15 protein-coding genes are annotated in these 16,823 nt (G+C 57.6%); 6 read left to right on the top strand and 9 right to left on the bottom strand.

Translation table 11 applies throughout. The annotated features are described in order from the left end of the window. Positions 1-14: 14 nt before the first annotated feature. The 3 genes from ACQKP1_RS22240 to ACQKP1_RS22230 are packed head-to-tail and all read right to left on the bottom strand — an operon-like array spanning position 15 to position 3,191. Positions 15-1,274 (bottom strand): ABC transporter substrate-binding protein, encoded by a 1,260-nt coding sequence (locus tag ACQKP1_RS22240; protein ID WP_427277067.1) that lies wholly within the window; start codon positions 1,272-1,274, stop codon positions 15-17. A 43-nt stretch (positions 1,275-1,317) separates the two neighbouring features. Continuing rightward, positions 1,318-2,490: a PLP-dependent transferase gene (locus tag ACQKP1_RS22235; RefSeq protein WP_427277066.1), complete on the bottom strand. Its 1,173-nt coding sequence runs from the start codon at positions 2,488-2,490 to the stop codon at positions 1,318-1,320. Then, positions 2,487-3,191, bottom strand: coding sequence for a FadR/GntR family transcriptional regulator (locus ACQKP1_RS22230; protein WP_427277065.1), 705 nt, complete (start codon positions 3,189-3,191; stop codon positions 2,487-2,489). Before ACQKP1_RS22230 ends, ACQKP1_RS22235 begins: the two co-directional genes overlap by 4 nt. 528 nt (positions 3,192-3,719) lie before the next feature. On the opposite strand from ACQKP1_RS22230, the gene ACQKP1_RS22225 reads away from it, so the two are divergent. Further along, positions 3,720-3,989, top strand: a complete 270-nt coding sequence (locus ACQKP1_RS22225; protein WP_427277064.1) for a hypothetical protein — start codon at positions 3,720-3,722, stop codon at positions 3,987-3,989. 194 nt (positions 3,990-4,183) lie between these two features. Here the strand turns inward: ACQKP1_RS22225 and ACQKP1_RS22220 are convergent, their stop codons facing one another. After that, positions 4,184-4,387, bottom strand: a complete 204-nt coding sequence (locus ACQKP1_RS22220) for a cold-shock protein (protein ID WP_377278818.1) — start codon at positions 4,385-4,387, stop codon at positions 4,184-4,186. 432 nt (positions 4,388-4,819) lie between these two features. On the opposite strand from ACQKP1_RS22220, the gene ACQKP1_RS22215 reads away from it, so the two are divergent. Next, positions 4,820-5,155 (top strand): type II toxin-antitoxin system RelE/ParE family toxin, encoded by a 336-nt coding sequence (locus ACQKP1_RS22215; RefSeq protein ID WP_427277063.1) that lies wholly within the window; start codon positions 4,820-4,822, stop codon positions 5,153-5,155. Next, the gene (locus ACQKP1_RS22210; RefSeq protein ID WP_427277062.1) at positions 5,133-5,552 is read left to right on the top strand and encodes an XRE family transcriptional regulator; all 420 of its coding nucleotides are present in this window, start codon (positions 5,133-5,135) and stop codon (positions 5,550-5,552) included. The genes ACQKP1_RS22215 and ACQKP1_RS22210 overlap by 23 nt, the downstream gene beginning before the upstream one ends. Before the next feature lie 285 nt (positions 5,553-5,837). Here the strand turns inward: ACQKP1_RS22210 and ACQKP1_RS22205 are convergent, their stop codons facing one another. After that, positions 5,838-7,901, bottom strand: coding sequence for an ATP-dependent helicase (locus ACQKP1_RS22205; protein WP_427277061.1), 2,064 nt, complete (start codon positions 7,899-7,901; stop codon positions 5,838-5,840). Positions 7,902-8,323: 422 nt separating this feature from the next. Continuing rightward, entirely contained in the window at positions 8,324-8,662 is a 339-nt protein-coding gene (locus ACQKP1_RS22200; RefSeq protein ID WP_427277060.1) for a helix-turn-helix domain-containing protein, read from the bottom strand. Positions 8,663-8,739: 77 nt separating this feature from the next. Between ACQKP1_RS22200 and ACQKP1_RS22195 the strand changes: the two genes are divergently transcribed. Together ACQKP1_RS22195 and ACQKP1_RS22190 are read left to right on the top strand one after the other, a co-directional pair. Then, the gene (locus ACQKP1_RS22195; RefSeq protein ID WP_427277144.1) at positions 8,740-9,630 is read left to right on the top strand and encodes a LysR family transcriptional regulator; all 891 of its coding nucleotides are present in this window, start codon (positions 8,740-8,742) and stop codon (positions 9,628-9,630) included. 624 nt (positions 9,631-10,254) lie between these two features. Continuing rightward, a complete protein-coding gene (locus ACQKP1_RS22190; RefSeq protein ID WP_427277059.1) occupies positions 10,255-12,009 on the top strand; it encodes a flagellin in 1,755 nt (584 codons plus the stop codon). 1 nt (position 12,010) lies between these two features. Here ACQKP1_RS22190 and ACQKP1_RS22185 read toward each other — a convergent pair whose 3' ends face one another. From ACQKP1_RS22185 to ACQKP1_RS22175, 3 genes are all read right to left on the bottom strand, one after another. Then, on the bottom strand, positions 12,011-12,721 hold the full coding sequence (locus ACQKP1_RS22185; protein WP_427277058.1) for a LuxR C-terminal-related transcriptional regulator: 711 nt from the start codon (positions 12,719-12,721) through the stop codon (positions 12,011-12,013). A gap of 513 nt (positions 12,722-13,234) precedes the next feature. Next, on the bottom strand, positions 13,235-13,546 hold the full coding sequence (locus ACQKP1_RS22180) for a helix-turn-helix domain-containing protein (protein WP_427277057.1): 312 nt from the start codon (positions 13,544-13,546) through the stop codon (positions 13,235-13,237). Between the two features lie 436 nt (positions 13,547-13,982). Further along, positions 13,983-14,621 carry an SOS response-associated peptidase gene (locus tag ACQKP1_RS22175; protein ID WP_427277143.1) on the bottom strand — a complete coding sequence of 213 codons (639 nt, stop codon included), beginning with the start codon at positions 14,619-14,621 and terminating at the stop codon, positions 13,983-13,985. Between the two features lie 464 nt (positions 14,622-15,085). Here ACQKP1_RS22175 and ACQKP1_RS22170 point away from each other — a divergent pair. Beyond that, positions 15,086-16,823, top strand: a 1,738-nt coding sequence (locus ACQKP1_RS22170; RefSeq protein WP_427277056.1) for a DUF5801 repeats-in-toxin domain-containing protein, incomplete at its 3' end; no start/stop codon positions are given.

Genomic DNA, 16,823 nt, shown 5'->3' with positions numbered 1-16,823 from the left:
CGGTCTTTGACGCCTTACTGTTTCGCCAGGTGCTTCTGCTGTGCCTTGGTCAGGTAATCGGCCCACTGGTCGGCGAGCTCCTGAGGTGTGATGTCGCCGAGCAGCGCCTGCTGCGAGGTCTTGATGACGAGCGAATCCTTGAAGAAGGCAAATTCTTCCAGATGCGTCGGCATCACCGTCGGCACGGCATCCTTGTCGGACAGTTCCTCGAACCAGCCCTTGAACTGCGGGCTTGCATAGAAGGGATCGCTTTCGGCCGATTTCAGTGCCGGCAGGGCGCCGGTCCGCTTGTTCCACTCGATATTGCCTTGTTTGCCCTGAAGGGTCGCGATCAGCTTCCAGGACAGATCCTTGTTCTCGCTTGCCGACATCATCGACCAGCCGGCGTAACCAATGGTCGGGAAGGTCTTGCCATCAGGGCCTTTCGGCATGGTCATGACGCCGTAATCGTCCTCGCCCATGTGTTCGGCGATTGCGATGAGTGCATCCGGATCCTGATCGAGGAAGGCGCAGGTGCCGCTATAAAAGCCGGCGACGATCTCGTTGAAGCCCCAGTTGACCGAGTCCTTCGGTGCGTAGCCTTCTTTGTAGAGGTCGATCAGCCAGGTGAGGCCCTTGACCCAGCCTTCGGAATTGAAGGTGGAGGTGCCGTCTTCGGTGAAGAATTCGTTCGAGCCGGCCATCGACGCGCCGAACATCACCCAGCCATTCAGGCCACCGGGTCCACCACGCAGGCAGTAGCCATACTTGCCGGGAAGAGCCGATACCTTCTTGGAGGCTTCGGCAAATTCGTCCATCGTCTTTGGCAGTTCTGTGACGCCGGCCTCTTCGAGAAGCTTCTTGTTGTAGAACATGGCTCTCAGATAAAAGCCATAAGGCAGCATATAGGCGGTGTCCTTGACGTCGCGGCCAAGCTCAAGCGCCCGATCGGAGAGGTCTGCCGTCTGATCCCAATCCTTCAGATAGGGCTCGAGGCTCTCGACAATGCCGTTATTGGCATAAAGCGACAGCCAGGTGTCGGGCATTTCCATGACGTCAGGGATCTCGCCGGCCGAGACCATGGTCGCGAATTTCTGGAAGGCCTCGCCCCAGGGCAACGAGATGATCTCGACCTTGGTGCCGGGGTTTTCCGCCTCGAATGTCGAGACGATCGATTTCAATGTTTCGGTGCGCTCAGGGCTGGTGATCACTTCGACCAGCTTCAAGGTGGTATCGGCAAGGGCCGTGCCCGCCATCAAGCTGCTGATCAGGGCTGCTGTCAAAAGTGCTTTCATGTTGAAGTTCCTCCTCTGTTTCTTGGTTGGGTTTGGGCAGGGCTTATGCTTCCCGGGCGGCAGAAAATGCCCCCTCCAGGTCCCTCCACAAGGCCTCGGTTCCCTCGAGGCCGACATGAAGGCGCACGGACCGCGGGTTCATGCCAAAGGCATGCGCGGAATTCGGTTGGGCCTTTTGCTGCAACACGACCTCGCCGGGCACGACCAGGCTTTCGTGACCGCCCCAGCTCACGCCGAGCTTGAAAAGCTGCAGGTGATCGCAGAACCGCCTGATGTCGACGCCTTGGCGCAGCACGAAGGAGAAGAGACCAGACGTGCCGGTGAGGCCAGGCGGCAGTTGATTGGCAAGGCCGGGATGATTGACCTCTTCGACGATCTCGAGGGATTTGAGCCGCCGCGCGATCTCAAGGGCCGATGCTTCATGGGCCTTCATCCGGATTGGCAGCGTTCGCAATCCCCGGATCAGGAGCCAGGCATCAAAGGGCGACATCTTGCCGCCAAGATAGGGCAGGGTCTCATTGCGGATCCGGTCGATCAGTGTCTTTGACCCGGTGACGACGCCTGCCACCACGTCGCTATGGCCGCCCAGATATTTTGAGGCGGAATGCAGGACGATGTCGACACCAAGCTCGAGCGGGCGCTGGAAGACGGGGCTTGCCCAGCTGTTGTCGATGACGCTTAGTGCGCCGTGCTTTCTCGCAATGGCTGCGAGTGCCGCCACGTCATGGGTTTCCATGATCCAGCTGGTCGGGCTTTCGAGATAAAGCAGTCGGGCACCGCTGATGGCCGCCTCGACGGCCTCGAGATCCTTGCCATCGACATAGGCGACCTCCACCTTCATCCGCTTCATCAGCGTTCCGAACAGCCGATAGGCATCGGGGTAGAGGTTGCGCACGGCCACGATCCGGTCGCCCGGTTCGACGAAGGTCAGCACGGTCGTCGAGATCGCCGCCATGCCGCTGCCGAAGCCAAGCGCGTCTTCACCGCCTTCGAGCTTTGCCAGCATCTCCTCGAAATGCCGCACCGTCGGGTTGAGACCGCGGGAATAGACCGGCCGGTTGCGTTCGCCGCGATAGGTGGCAACCATCTCGTCATAGGTCTCGAAGGTAAAGAGAGACGTCTGCACGATTGGCGGAACCACGGCCTCGAAGGCATTGGTCTCGTCATGGGCGACGGACAGAGATGCATGTTCAAACCAATCGGAGCCGATGGTCATTTGGACATTTCCTTGATGTCTTCCTCGACGATGTCGAGGATCTTGATGGTCTCGCGCCGTGCAGCCTCGGTGTCCTGGGCGAGGATCGCGTTGAACAGGGTGCGGTGATAGGGAAAAGAGCGGCGCGCAAAGTCCGGGCGGTCAAACGGCGTGTCCCAGAAGCTCTCGAAGGCTTCGCGCATCTGTTCGAGCAACTGCCTGAAGAGCGGATTGTGGGTCGCATCATAAATGGCGAGGTGAAAGGCCAGATCTTCCTTGCCGGCAGTGCCTTTTTGAAGATGCACACGCTCCATCTCCTCGAGCGCTGCACTTATATGCAAAATATCGTCCTGGGTGCGCCGGCGGGCCGCTGCCATGCAGGCTTCGCACTCGATGCCACGGCGCACCTCGAGTGTCTGCAAGAGTACATCTCGCAGACTGCCCATGTTGACCGAGAGCGGCATATGGATCGTGGCCGAGGTGATCGGCTTTACGAGATAGGTACCACTGCCTTTGCGGGTTTCCATCACGCCCAGCGCCTGAAACTGCCGTATGACCTCGCGGATCGTCGAGCGACCGACACCGAGTGCTGCCATCAGTTCACGCTCTGCCGGCAAGCGGTCGCCTGCTGCAAGTTCAGCCTGCTGGATATAGGCAGCCAGTGACTCTGACACCTGGCGGCCACGGTCTGCAGGTGGAAGAGGGGTGAGCGTGGATTTCACTGTCAGCCTCAAAATTGGTCTGACATCATATCAATCAGCTTGAGTTTGAGATGTCAATTGTCGATCGGCCGCTCATCTTCCGAGCTGAGCTGAGCTGAGCTGAGCTGAGCGGAGGGCTGTGGGTGACGCGGGGCTTGATGAAAATGCGAGGGGGACGGCACAGGGTAGCCGGTAATGCTCAAATCCCTGTCGGAAAGTGACCAGAGCTGAGGAGGTGACTGATGTGTATGGAGGCAGTGGCGAGGCGGGGCCATGGTCATGGTGACACAACCAGGATTGGGCGCTGACTGGAGGCGCTTATCTGGCCCTCCGAAATCTCATGTCGCTCAATCCTCGATTCGACGACATGTCCTGAGGATATGTCGATAGTGTCGACATGTCATAGAATGAGGCTCCGGTATGTCGGTATCTCAGAATCCAAGAGACCCATGTCTAAGTAGGCTTGGGAATCTCATCAGCCTGTTGCTTGACGGGTTCAGCGCCACGGGCATACTCGTTGTCGCGATACGAAAGCGGACTTAGAACGTCATGATGGATGAAGAACCAAATCTGGTGACCTCTGGCAAAAGCACGAGGGTCGTTATCGACGGCTATCACTTCTTCATCGACATCTTCCGATTGGAAGCCGACAAGACCTGGACGCTGGAAGTGGTTGATCACAAGAACACCAGCCACGTCTGGGACGAGCAGTTTCAATCCGACGCTGAGGCGCGGGATGTCGCGGTCAAGACCATTGAAGCTGAGGGTGCGATTGCGTTCATGCGCGGCAACAATGTCATCCCGTTCCGACGATCATAGCTGGAAGGGGCATGCCAATGGCATCAATCTGGAAAGCGGCGACGCTGCAGATGAGAACGGCGTCCTGATGCCCGGAACGGCACAAGATCTCGAGCGAGATCGCACGAGATGAACTGGTTCGGTTTATGCGAATGCGATGCGCCGTTTGTGGTTTCGGATCCAACCGCGCATCGCCATTTTCGCGACGTATTGACTTAGCGGACGACGGTTACGTTTTCCGCCTTGGACTTGCCGGTCTTGCGATCCTGGCCGACATCGTAGCTGACCTTCTGGCCATCAGAAAGAGAGCCGCCACCCACAGCCGAGATGTGAACGAATACGTCCGGTCCACCATTGTCGGGGGTGATGAAGCCGAAGCCCTTGTCCTGGGCGAAGAATTTGACGGTACCAGTGGCCAAGATGCAATCCTCAATGCGTTGTGCAGCTATGGCATAGCGGTTGAGGTCCAAAACGGCAAGGCAACTACTGACTGGATCTTCCCTCAAGACTCCGATCGCTCTGATCGATTTGAGGTTTCGGGCGGGGGGAGGAAAAAGGACCTCGGTTGCGAGGCCGTTCTCAGGCATTTGGCCCAAACGTGACGTCCAATTTTGGTTAGGGTGCCGCTTATCGGCACACCTCAATGGCACCCCTTCCATCCGCCGGAAGAAAATCTTTGAACTTGTATAGCTGGCTTGTTCTGCTGAAAAATTTGAGCGGATTCGCTCTACTGAATCTGCTAGGAAAGCGAGAGTAGGCGGGATGTCAGCCTGATCTCTGGTTGTGCGATTAAAGCGTGTGAAAAAGCTATTCCATAGGGTTGAAGTTATATAATGTGAGAGCTATTATATATGGCGTGGAAAGTGTTCTTTGACGAAATATTCGCCAGTGAGTTCAAGCAGTTCGATGCGGAGGTTAAGGTCGAGCTTCGAGCTATGGTACTGCTTCTAGAGCTTCGCGGGCCTGAGCTTGGAAGACCAAGGGCTGATACGCTGAAAGGCTCGGCCTACGCAAACATGAAAGGGCTACGGTTTGATGCCGCTGGCGGAGTTTGGAGAGCGGCGTTTGCATTCGATCCGGAGAGAAAAGCCGTAATCCTGGTCGCCGGAGATAAGTCTGGTACGAACGAAAAGAAGTTTTACAAGAAGCTCATCAAGACTGCGGATGCGCGTTCAAAGTGCATTTGAAAGAGTTGAGCAAGAAGGAGACAGAGTGATGGCTATATCCGCAAATGACGTGTTTGCCGAAGCGATGACTCCCGCGATGATTGAGGCGTCGGATCTGCGGGCCAAAGAATTGCTCGAGGAATATGACACGCTTCAAAAGCTGCGCAAGGCGCTCGACCTCACGCAGGAGCATATCGGACAGCAGATGGGTACGAAACAGGTTTCCGTTGCGCAGCTCGAAAAGCGCTCTGATTATCTTCTCTCCACGCTTCGCAATTACGTGGAGGCTCTCGGGGGTGAGCTGGAGCTTGTGGTCAAGTTCAAGGGGCGCGCTCCGGTTCGCTTGGCGGGAATCGGTGAAAAGATCTTTTCGGAAGTGCCGCGAAGGCAAAACCGCTCGCGCGGCAGTGCTGCTTAGCGTATACTGGAAATCGTTTAACAACGCTGCGCTGGACGTTTGCAATGAGCCGCTCGCCGCGCTGACGTGCCATCAGGTCTGTGGGTTCATTACAGAAAACGCGTGAATCGGCCAAAGCTTGTCTTTGCGTTGCACACAATGAGAGCCTCAGACGCTCGTGCGGCTCTGAGGCGGACGCAGGCCGCTGATGACATCCTTGTGAGGGGACTCTCAGTCAGGCACGAACCCGCGATCTACACCCTCCGATACATAGAGAATGGGCCGTTCGCCGGTTATGGAGGTGTCTCAGTTGCCCCACATCCCGCGCATTTTGGCGGCGACGTCGATCCTGATCTGGCTGGCACTGCGTCCGGTCATGGTCGCTTCCACCTTCGGCCAGCTCGTCTGCTCGAAAAACTGCAGGAGCATGGCCGGGATGAAACGCGTCCGCGAGGCATAGACATGTCGGTCGCCGCGGCTGTTCTGCCCATGGGTGTAGAAGCGCTGCGGCGTGATCAGGCTGAGGCTGTCGCGGGCTCTGGTCATTCCGACATAGAGTAGTCGCCGCTCCTCTTCGAGCTCGTCAGTCGTGCCAGCTCCGAGATCGGATGGCATGCAGCCATCAACTACATTAAGCATGAAGACGGCACGCCATTCCTGACCCTTGGCCGAATGGATCGTCGAGAGGATCAGGTAATCTTCGTCAAGCAAAGGCACGCCCGCCTGGTCGCTGGTTGCGTCCGGCGGATCGAGCGTCAGTTCGGTCAGGAAGCGTTCGCGGCTTGGATAGCCGGACGCGATCTGCTCGAGCTGCAGAAGATCTGCCTTGCGGGTCTCGGGATCCTCGTGGATCCGGTCGAGATGCGGCTCGTACCAGAGCCTTGCTTTTTCAATGTCACCAGGCCAGCCATGTTCCTGTCTACGAAGACCGGACAGGAGAGTGACGAAGGGCGCCCAGTCATCACCGGTCTTGGAGGGTGGTGGGATCTCCGCAAGCGACAGCAAAGGCTCGGGATCGGCTGCAATCGTATCGAGAATTGTCGCTGCTCTCTGCGGGCCGATGCCAGGCAGCATCTGCAATACCCGAAACCCGGCAACCCGATCACGCGGGTTCTGGGCAAAGCGGATGATGGCGAGCAGATCCTTGACATGGGCGCTGTCGAGAAACTTCAGGCCGCCAAATTTGACGAAGGGGATATTGCGCCTCGTCAGCTCGACCTCGAGCGCCCCGCTATGGCTCGATGTCCGGAAGAGCACCGCCTGTTGTTTCAGCGGGATGCCAATCTCGCGGTTGGCAAGGACCTCCTCGACGATGAAGCCTGCCTGGTCATTTTCGTCCTTGACGGTCACCAGACGGGGCTTCTGTTCGGACGACCTGTCGGTCCAGAGGTTCTTGGTATAGCGCTCGCGGGCAAGACCAATCACACCATTGGCAGCCGCCAGGATCGGCTGGGTCGAGCGATAATTGCGGTCAAGCGTGATGACGTCGGCCGGCTTCGGCGAAAACTCATTCGGGAAATCGAGGATGTTCCGGATGGTGGCCGCCCGGAAGGAATAGATCGACTGGGCATCATCGCCAACGACGGTCAGGCCGCGGCCACCCGGTTTGAGAGACATCAGGATCTGCGCCTGCAGCCGGTTGGTGTCCTGATATTCGTCGACCAGGACATGGTCGAAGCGATTGCCGATATCGTCGGCAAGCTCCGCATGCGAGACCATCTGCGCCCAGTAGAGGAGAAGGTCATCGTAATCGAGGACGCCCTGCGCCTGTTTGGCCGCAACATAGGCGGCAAACAGCGCCTTCAGCTCCTCTTCCCAGTTGATCGCCCAGGGATAGGCGGATTTGAGGACCTCTCCGATTGAGCTTTCGGCGTTGACCACCCGCGAATAGATTGCAAGGCAGGTCCCCTTGGTCGGAAAGCGGGTCTCGGTTTTCGACAAACCAAGCTCGTGGCGCACCAGGTTCATCAGGTCCGCGCTGTCTTCCCGGTCATGGATGGTGAAATCGACGGGAAGGCCAATCTGTTCGGCATAAAGCCGGAGCAGCCTTGCCCCGATCCCATGAAACGTGCCGGACCAGGCAAGCCCTTCGGCAAGTGCCTTGTCGCCGAGCACCTGGCGACAGATGCGATCGACGCGACGTGCCATTTCGGAGGCTGCGCGACGGGAGAAGGTCATGAGCAGGATACGGCGAGGATCGGCGCCGTTGACAATCAGGTGGGCGACACGATGGGCGAGCGTGTTGGTTTTGCCCGAGCCCGCACCGGCGATAATGAGGAGCGGACCTGCTGGGGATTGATCAGGCAGTCCGACGCCGTGAGTGACCGCTTCCCGCTGTTGTTCGTTCAACTTTTCCAGATAGGCGGTCATGCGTTCTCTTGCACTTACTCGGGGTTCGCGGTGTTAGGGTCCGGGCGCCGGCCCAAAATTGGGTTGGGGCCGAACAAAGATAGAACATATCAGGTTCATGGAGCTCTTCAAGCGGCGTGTACGGAAGTGAGTAAGGCTCGGTGGCTTGTAAGATGCTCAAAAGAAGCTCTTTGCCTCGCCGGCGGTAGGTCATCGCCAGTGCAGGCGGGGCTGGAGGTCCTGTGCCGCTGGGCGGGGCGTCTGCGAGCAGGCTGAAGGGAGGCGGACTGTTGAATCGGTCGCCACCTACCAACTGAACGCCAAGGCAGGTTCGTTGTCAGCCGTACAGAATGCCAATTTCTTGTTGTGAGGAGTCTATTTAGGCCAGCCAAGCGGCGAGGTGGGTATCGATCAACCGACTGAAATTTTCGAAGTCACAACTTTCATTTCCGTTCCATGCGGGATGACGCCAAAGCTTCGACCATAATTGCCAGCCTACTGAGATCCTCTGCCTTGAGGGCGCGAAGCGCAGAATTGATGCGCTCCTGAAAAATCTCCTCAGTGGTTTTGACGTCTTTTTCTGGAGTCATGCCGATCAGTTCATCAACAGAGACCGATAGAACAGTCGCGATGCGGACCAACGTCGAGAGATCTGGCTCCCTACGTCCAGTAACATAATTGCCATATCTGCGGTCGGTCAGGCCTGCACGACGCGCGACTTCCGCGTTAGTAATGCCAAGCAGTTCGGCGCGGCGTCTCAAATTGGTTGCAAATGGCTCCATACCACAATTTGTTCATGACAAAGCCCACGGGTCTATGTACAATAAGGCGTCAACCATCAGAACAAATTGTGGTGTCTATGGAACTCCGCCAACTCTCTTACTTTGTGGCCGTTGCCGAGGAACTGCACTTCGGCCGTGCCGCTATGCGGGTGAACATCGCCCAGCCGGCATTGAGTACGCAGGTCCAGGCGCTGGAGAAGGGGCTTGGGGTGCAGCTTCTGACGCGCTCGACGCGCAAGGTGGAACTGACGCGGGCAGGGGAGGTGTTCTATGATCGCTGTGTCAGGATGTTGGGGGAACTGGATCTTTCAGCCGAGATGGCACGTGCGGCAGGAGGTGGCACCATGCGGGAGATCAGGATCGGCACAATCTATCCGGCAACGACCGGCGTACTGCCGGCATTCCTCGCCCGGATTGGTAGAAAGTTTCCTGACATCCGTCTGCATGTCTCGAATGGCTCAACATCTGAGATCATCCGACAACTGGAGTGCGGCAAGCTGAACCTCGGTTTCATCCGACCGGTCGAAAACATCGGCTCGCTGCGCTTCTTCTCGATTGCCCATGAGCGCTACCTGCTGGCGGTGCCGATGGGCAATCCGATTGCGTCGAAGCACGAAGTGACGATCGAGGATCTGAGGGCCGAGAAGATCATCGCCTTCAAGCGGCAGAACCTCTCCTACACCGAGCGCTATTTTGCCGAGACCTTCGAGGAGCATGGGCTGAATGACAATGTCGCTTACACCTGTGACGACACCTTCTCGCTGATCTCGCTCGTATCTTCAGGTCTTGGGGTCGGCTTTGCACCGGAATGGACAGGCGATCTTCCGGGCAGGGATGTGGTGCTGAAGAAGGTGACGGGCATCGATCTGAAGATCGGGCTTGGTGTTGCCTGGAGCAAGGATGATCCGACTGCCGCACGTGATGACATCATCGATATCGCAAAGACATTGGGGCGGTCGGGCAGGTGAGGTCGGTGGGGCATGTCACTTCGTGGACGAGGCTCACTGCCTTTCAAGCGGAACGCCATGGCCGGGTGAAGTCGGTCCCGCCTGACCCTGAAGGGCAGCTCCGCTCAGGCTCCTGCGGCTTCCCTGTTTCCGCCCCTGACGTGATGAGAATTCCCGCGTTCGCGCCCTACGGTCGCCGCTATGCTGAACGCTCCGATGCTCTTCACTGTCTGACCCGGATCTTGCGCGAGCGCGGCTTTGATCCGGGTGAGCGTAACCGTGGGAGGGAGCACTTACCCTTCAGCCTCTGCACCGCCTTCCACAGGGCGTCGCTATGCCCGACTGTCTCACCCTTATTGCTTTCGGTGCGATGTCCCGGTTGCGTCCGCGGGCACCTTTGATCAACTGAGCCTGGATGTCATGTTCGGACGGGGCGGGTTGTGATCCTGCGGCACGGCGCCGACCCCTTGGTAACCTGCCGTCATTAAACGGTAATCTGTCTCACTCCTCCGGAAATGACGGGGAAATCCCCGTTGCGTAATGGCGCCTTTGTTAAGACATTGTTCAGCATGTTGGCGGTCGGAGTTTCCGCCATTCGGCTCATGATGACGCCTGCTTACCGAAATCCATATTTAGCGACGTTTCATGACAAGCATCCTTTCAAACACCGCCTCCATGGCCGCTTTGCAGACTTTGCGAAGCCTTTCTGCATCGCTTCAGACGATACAAAGTCAGGCGTCATCGGGTCTCAGGGTCGCGGCCGCATCGGACAATGCCGCTTACTGGTCAATTTCGACGACCATGAATTCCGACAGGCGAGCTGTTTCTGCGATTTCGGACGCGCTTGGGCTTGGTGCCGCGAAGGTCGATACTGCATACTCCGGAATGGAAGCGGTCGTTGACGTTCTTGCGCAGTTCAAGGCGAAGCTGGTCGCGTCCAAAGAGGACGGCCTGGACAAGCAAAAGATCCAAGCTGAACTCGAGCAATTCAAACAACAGGTGGTGAGCATCGCGGAGGCGTCGAGCTTCAGCGGACAAAACTGGTTGAACACTGATATTGCCGAACTTGATGACCCCACACTGAACAAAGTCTCTGTCGTCTCATCCTTCGTCCGGTCCGCAGGCGGCGGCGTGGCGGTGGATTCGACAGAAGTCGCGCTCGACGAAATCTCGCTTTTCAACAAGACCGGTGGCGGCCTGCTCCAAGCGGCGCAGATCACCAAGCGGATCACCACGCCCGGTGGGCTTCCATCCGATATCGGCGGCTTGCAAAATGGGGCCGTCTCTGACACGCCGCATTATGGTCACCAATGGTTCACCTTTGCCGGTGCCCGTAGTCTTGGGCCAGCAGATCAGATCTCTTTCAATGTGATGGTCGATGCCAACGCGCCCTATTCTGCCGGCAGCTCCTATCCGGTCACCATCAATCAGGCGCTGGTGAATTCCGCTCTTGGAAAATCGGATGGCTCCATCACAAGTCCCGCTGAAATGGTCACCGTGATGAGGGCAGCCTTCACGGCCGCCGGTGTTCCCGCTGATGTCTCGCATAATTATCATTACCTGCCGAGCTCCAGCAGCGGCAGTCTCATCGATATCTTTTCGCTGGAGACGACTGCTCCGGGCCAAGGTTCGAGCATCGCAATTGGCTCGGTCAGCTCGACACTTGCCGGTGGTTACAATTTCGGCCTGTCGCAGACCTGGGGGCATGTCAACATTCTCACCTCCGCCTATGTCCCGTTCACGGCAGGTTTCCAGTTCCAGCTGACGGCGTCTTCCCAGTTCTCGTTCGACGTGAACTTTCCCGCAGCCGGCACGAGCCAGACCTATACGGTGACGAAGGCTGATGTGGATGCTGCCCTCGGCTCAAGCGACGGCATTGTCAGCAGCCTTGGTGATTTCGCGACCGTGCTAAATTCTGTGGTGAGCGAACTGAATTTCTCGGCTTTCAGCGGCAATCTTCGCATCACCCCGGATACCTCCGGTCCGCATGTCGGCCGTTATGCCGTTTTCAACGTCTCCAATGCGACGTCGACGGACATACTCACTGTCGAGACTGACTCCACTTATGTGACCATGAGCGGGTTTGATTTCCTCTCCATCGATATCACCGATCCAAGCGCCGATATTGACGACCTCATCTCCGCACTTGATGTCATGTCGCAAGCAGTGGTTTCGGGCGCTTCAATCCTGGGTGCTCTGCAGTCGAGAATTGATCTGCAAGCCTCCTTCACCGAAAACATGATGGCCACGATCGACAAGGGCGTGGGCCGTCTGGTCGACGCCGATCTTAATGAAGTGTCGACAAGGTTGAAGGCGGTTCAGACGCAAGAGCAGCTTGCGCTACAGAGCCTGCAGATTGCCAACGCCCAGCCGGAGATCATTCTGTCACTGTTTCGCTAGTTCAATCAGTTGAGGCGACGGCAGGTGACCACTGACCTTCGCCATTGACGTGAAAGCTGTTGTCGCTGACCTGTGCGGCGACGATCTTTGCGACAAGATGAACCAGGTTCGCAGCCTCGAAGCGGTCCTTCAATCGGCTGAGCCGATGCTCGATCGTCCGCGGGGACAGATTAAGCCAGTCGGCGATTTCCTTGGTCGCGTGGCCTTCGATCAGAAGCTGAATCACATTTTCGTCGATGGCATCCGTCTTCGCCTCGAGCATTTTTGGAAGCAGATAGCGTGCAGCGACCAGGCTGATGCACCAGTCCGGTCGTTGCACGGTCTTTTGGGGCAAGATGAGACGTTCATAGCCAACTTGGATCGGACCGATCTGCGATCTGACCATTTCCTTCGTAGGCCGTCTCAGCATCACCGCCCGCGAGTAGGCAGGTATCATCATACGATCAACGAAGTCCCGGTCGAGGTTGCGCAGTGCAGTGTCGGCAAAGGCTGGGGCGAGCTGTGCAAGAAGGGAACTGCGGAAGCTGAAATTGCGGATCCGACGCAACTGCCAATCATAGGGATCGCTGGCTTCTGTCCTCATGACGAAAAGCGCCATCTTGGCGGTTAGCTTGGCGGCCACCTCGGCATATATCTCTGTGGGAGAGGTTGTACTGGAGGAAGTCAGCCACGTGTCGATCAAGGCACGGGAGAGGATGTTGAACGAATCCATAAGCACTTGCAAAAAAAGAGTTTATTGAAAGACCGTGCTTACAGATGACAACCAGAGCCTGCAAATCCTTTCTTCAAACCAGAGGAATTTTGACACTAAGTGAAACCGGAGCGTGTCTGCTTTGTCCCTGATGGCATGCGGTCTTTGATGAGACCGTCACGCTCTCCGATTGCGGAACTCCTAGTACCTTGTAAAACGAAGATGCCGCCACCCCGGTCGACGTGGTGGTCTGGGGCTTCCGTCCTGTATGGGCTTCAGCGTCACGGGCTGCGTGATCCGTGCTGCTTGCTCATTCGAGACCGCGACCTGAAACAGTCCTTTGTGCGTGCCGATTGCTCATCGAGCGTCAATCGAGTTTTCTTCTCGACACGAGTTGCGGTGAAGTGCCCACTTCACAGTGCTCGCAGAGATTGTCAGGGCGGTCCACCGGACGATGTCGCCAGCGCCATCATGGACGGCCGGCGTCTCTCGCGCGGTATCCCGGGCCGCGCCGGCCTCTCACCGATGCGTGATTTAGTCTTCAGGCTCGTCAAGCTGGGTGAAGAGCAGCCCCGGTCTATCATCGACGGCATCGTCTGGCCGGATAAGCGCATTGACGGCCGGTGTCCAAGCCTGAGGAACGAAGACCAGTTCAAGACCCAATGCGCGCGCAATGTTGACCAGAGTGACAGCCCGTGGAGAGCTGCGCCCGGCTTCAATGTCGTGGTAACGGAGCCGCGAGATGCCAGCTTGTTCAGCAACATGCTTTTGCGAGTAGCCGAGCTCCTTGCGTGTCGCCTTCAGTTTCTGGGCGATAAGCTGAAGGTCTTCCGATTCACTCGTCACTGCAATGCCTTGTCCGGTCAAATTTCCTGATCATTCATGTTCAGGAGGCTTGAGATCTTGTCAAGCAAGTCTCGCTTCAGCGGATCCCATACACCGGTGATGCAGTTGGCGTCAGGATCTGCTTGCTCAACGTGACGTGCCGGAAGGAAGGTCCACGGTTTTCGGGTCAGCAGCTTTGCCGGGCTGTCCCTCCTGTATCAACATGTCTGCTGATGGCCGCGGCTAGTCGGCCGTCAGAAGACAGTTGCACGAAGATGGGCGTCCACGTCCGCCATCGAACGTCATCGAGCCGAGCTGCTCCAGTCGAGCCGCCGTTCTGCTTGGTCTCATAAGGCGCCAGGTTCTGCGTGTCACTGTCCGATGAAACGTTAGATCGCCCCGCCTGCCGAAACCAGGGTCATGGCTATCAGCGCTGCAATCAGGATCAATTCCCACTTCATGAGGCAACAGGCAGAAGCACGAGCTTGTCGTTTGGCAGCGGGCGTTGAAGATCCTTGGCCTCGGCCCAGGGGGCCTGAAGCCAGGTGTCCAACTCTTCCTCGGTTGTGAGGATCACCGGCATCGCCTTTGGATGGATGGGCTTAACCACTTCGTTGGGTTCAGCTGTCAGGAACCCGAAAAGCTGATGCTCGCCGGCCCTTGGCCTTTTCATCGAGCCCCGTTCGCCGTGCCAGGTGGTCCAGATTCCTGCAAAGAAAGCGAGGGGCATTTCGTCGTTGATGGCGAACCACCGCTTCGTTTTCTTATGGCCGGTGTCTTCCCACTCGCAAAATCGCGTCCATGGGACCAGGCATCGGTTCTCGGGTCCAAGCCAGCGGCGCCAATGCGGCGAGCCGGTATTGCGAATATTGGTCACCCCGCTGTCTGGCTTGCCATCCGTGACGGAAGGCGGCGACGGCATGCCCCATGTCAGGTTGGTGAGCTCACGGCCGTCTGCAGTTGCTCTGATGATCGGTGCCATGCGATCTGGATAGACATCCAGTGAGGGCGGCAGGTTGCCGACGTGGTCGATCATCGCGCGGGCGATGGCGCGGATCGCTTCCTGGTTCGTGGTGATGTTATACAAATTGCACATCACAAGGCCTCCCCACGGATGCAGATGATGCATCTCTGTCAGGATGTTCGCAATCCCTGGTCTAGTGTGCGTTGTTGCCTGACGGCGCTTTGGCTTAACCGCGCTCGTCCTGAGATCGCTACGCTCTGCCAAGCACGTTGGCGCGGCAATGCCAAAGCCCGTAGCATCGGCCACTGGATGTTGAACGCTTCGTTGCCAAGACAGATGAGCTCTCACGTTTCTGCAGAGGAGTTCCGCGCCCAACCGGCCGAATGGTCGCGCAGGACAGCCGAATGTGCGCGGCGAAAATCATTAGAATTTTAATAAACTATAGAAATTACTCGGTTTTTGGCTCCGAAATTAACTCCATTTTCAATAATGGTCGGTAGCAGCATAACCGGTTATGCGCCTAGGGTTAACAGACTATTGCGCTTGCCCCTTCATCGCGATTTAACTGCGATCAACTTGTTAAGGGGTAAGTTACCATGTCCATCGAAGATCCGCGCCTGTCCAGCATCGACAATACTTCCGCAGCCGACGAGTTCGACTCTGCGGTCGAGCAGCATCTGGGTTTCGCAAGCGAGACCGTTGACGGCATTGAGGTGGCGCAGGCCGAGACGCCTGAAGCCGGTCGCACCGACCGCCTGCCGGCCCAGCCACCGGTCCAGACGGCAGCTGCCGTGATCCCGAGCGAAGTGACGCCGGACGTCGAAAATGTCGTGACGCTGCCGGCTGGCATCGAACTCGATAACCTCGAATTCGAAGTCGATGGCGAAAATCTGGTTCTCGTCCTTGCTGATGGCACCGAAATCACGGTGATTGGTGGTGCTGCAAACATCCCGACCTTTGTGGTCGGCGATGTCGAGCTGCCGCAGGTCGCGCTGTTTGCCGCGCTGGAAGAGAGCAACATCAACGTTGCGGCCGGTCCCGATGGCACCTTCTCGGCTCTGTCGTCGCCTGTCGCGAGCCGCAACTTCGTCGACAACGAGATTGATGCGGGCCTCGAAGACTTTGCGCTGGCAGACCTGCTCGGCGACACAAGCTTTGGCGATGAAGTGAATTCGGCCAGCATCTTTGGCGGAGCTGGTCGCCCATCGATTTTGTCCCCGCTGACTTCGCCTTTCCTTTTCGACGAAGCAACGATCGCAGACAGCATTGCTGGAAATCAACGCTTCAGCGGCTTCCTGCCATTCGAGCCCGGCCCTGATTTCGGCACGATCTCCGCAATCGGTTTTGCCGGTGCAATCAATGTTGATGAAGAAGGCGCGGGCCCTCAGATCCTCGCAGGCTTCACATCCGGCGGCTCTGCGATCTCGATTGAAACCTTCCCGGCCCCTACCGATGGCACCGTTCTGAATTTTCTGGCTCTCCGCGGCGTTGACGCGCAGGGCAATGTGATCTTCACGATCACGGTCGATAATCGCATCTCGGGCGCCTTTACCTTCGAGCTTGTCGGCAAGCTTGATCATCCCGATGTCGGTCAAAGCGACCTTGCAGATCTGCTGCGCCTCAGCTTCACCTACACTGTGACCGACCGCGACGGTGATTTTGTAACGGGTGTCTTCAATATCGATATTCAAGACGATGCGCCGGTTGCCGAGTCTGTCACGAATACCGTGACGCTCGACGACGAGGCACAGACGCTGTTTCCGGGCAATGCCAATGGTGCCGGTGATGTTGCCAATGCGAAGATCGCGACTGGCCTTGCCAACTCGCTGTTCACGCCTGGTGCGGACGGTGTGTCTGAGGTGACGATCTCTGACGGTGCGTTCCAGGTGATCTTTTCTGAAGGCGGCTTTGCTCAGGTTGAAGACGTTCAGTGGGGTGCTGGCGCCAAGGATCTGGACGGTGCAACGACCTTCACCGCGACGGGAGCATCGTCGGGTCAGGTTGCCGCTGTTTTGAAGATCAATGTCGACGGTTCCTACTCGTTCGAGCTGAAGGCGCCTGTTGCGCATGAGACGGCTGGCACGACGGAAGAGAACAAGGCGATCACGATCGGCTTCACGGTGACGGACGGCGACGGCGACAAGTCGACCGGATCGCTGAAGGTCCTCGTCAATGATGACGTTCCTGTTGCCAAGGACGTGGTTGTGGCACGTGTTCTGGACGACGAAGCACAGGCCGCCTTCCCGGGCAACAACGGTTCGAACCTGCCGTTCAACGGCACGGATGCAAGCCCGAACTACAAGACGGTGTCCGGCGTTGCCGGTACCCTGTTTA

Source organism: Allorhizobium sp. NPDC080224 (assembly GCF_050281005.1).
Taxonomy (GTDB): domain Bacteria; phylum Pseudomonadota; class Alphaproteobacteria; order Rhizobiales; family Rhizobiaceae; genus Allorhizobium.
The sequence above is the reverse complement of the archived record's forward strand: the minus strand, read 5'-3'. Positions and strand labels throughout refer to the sequence as shown.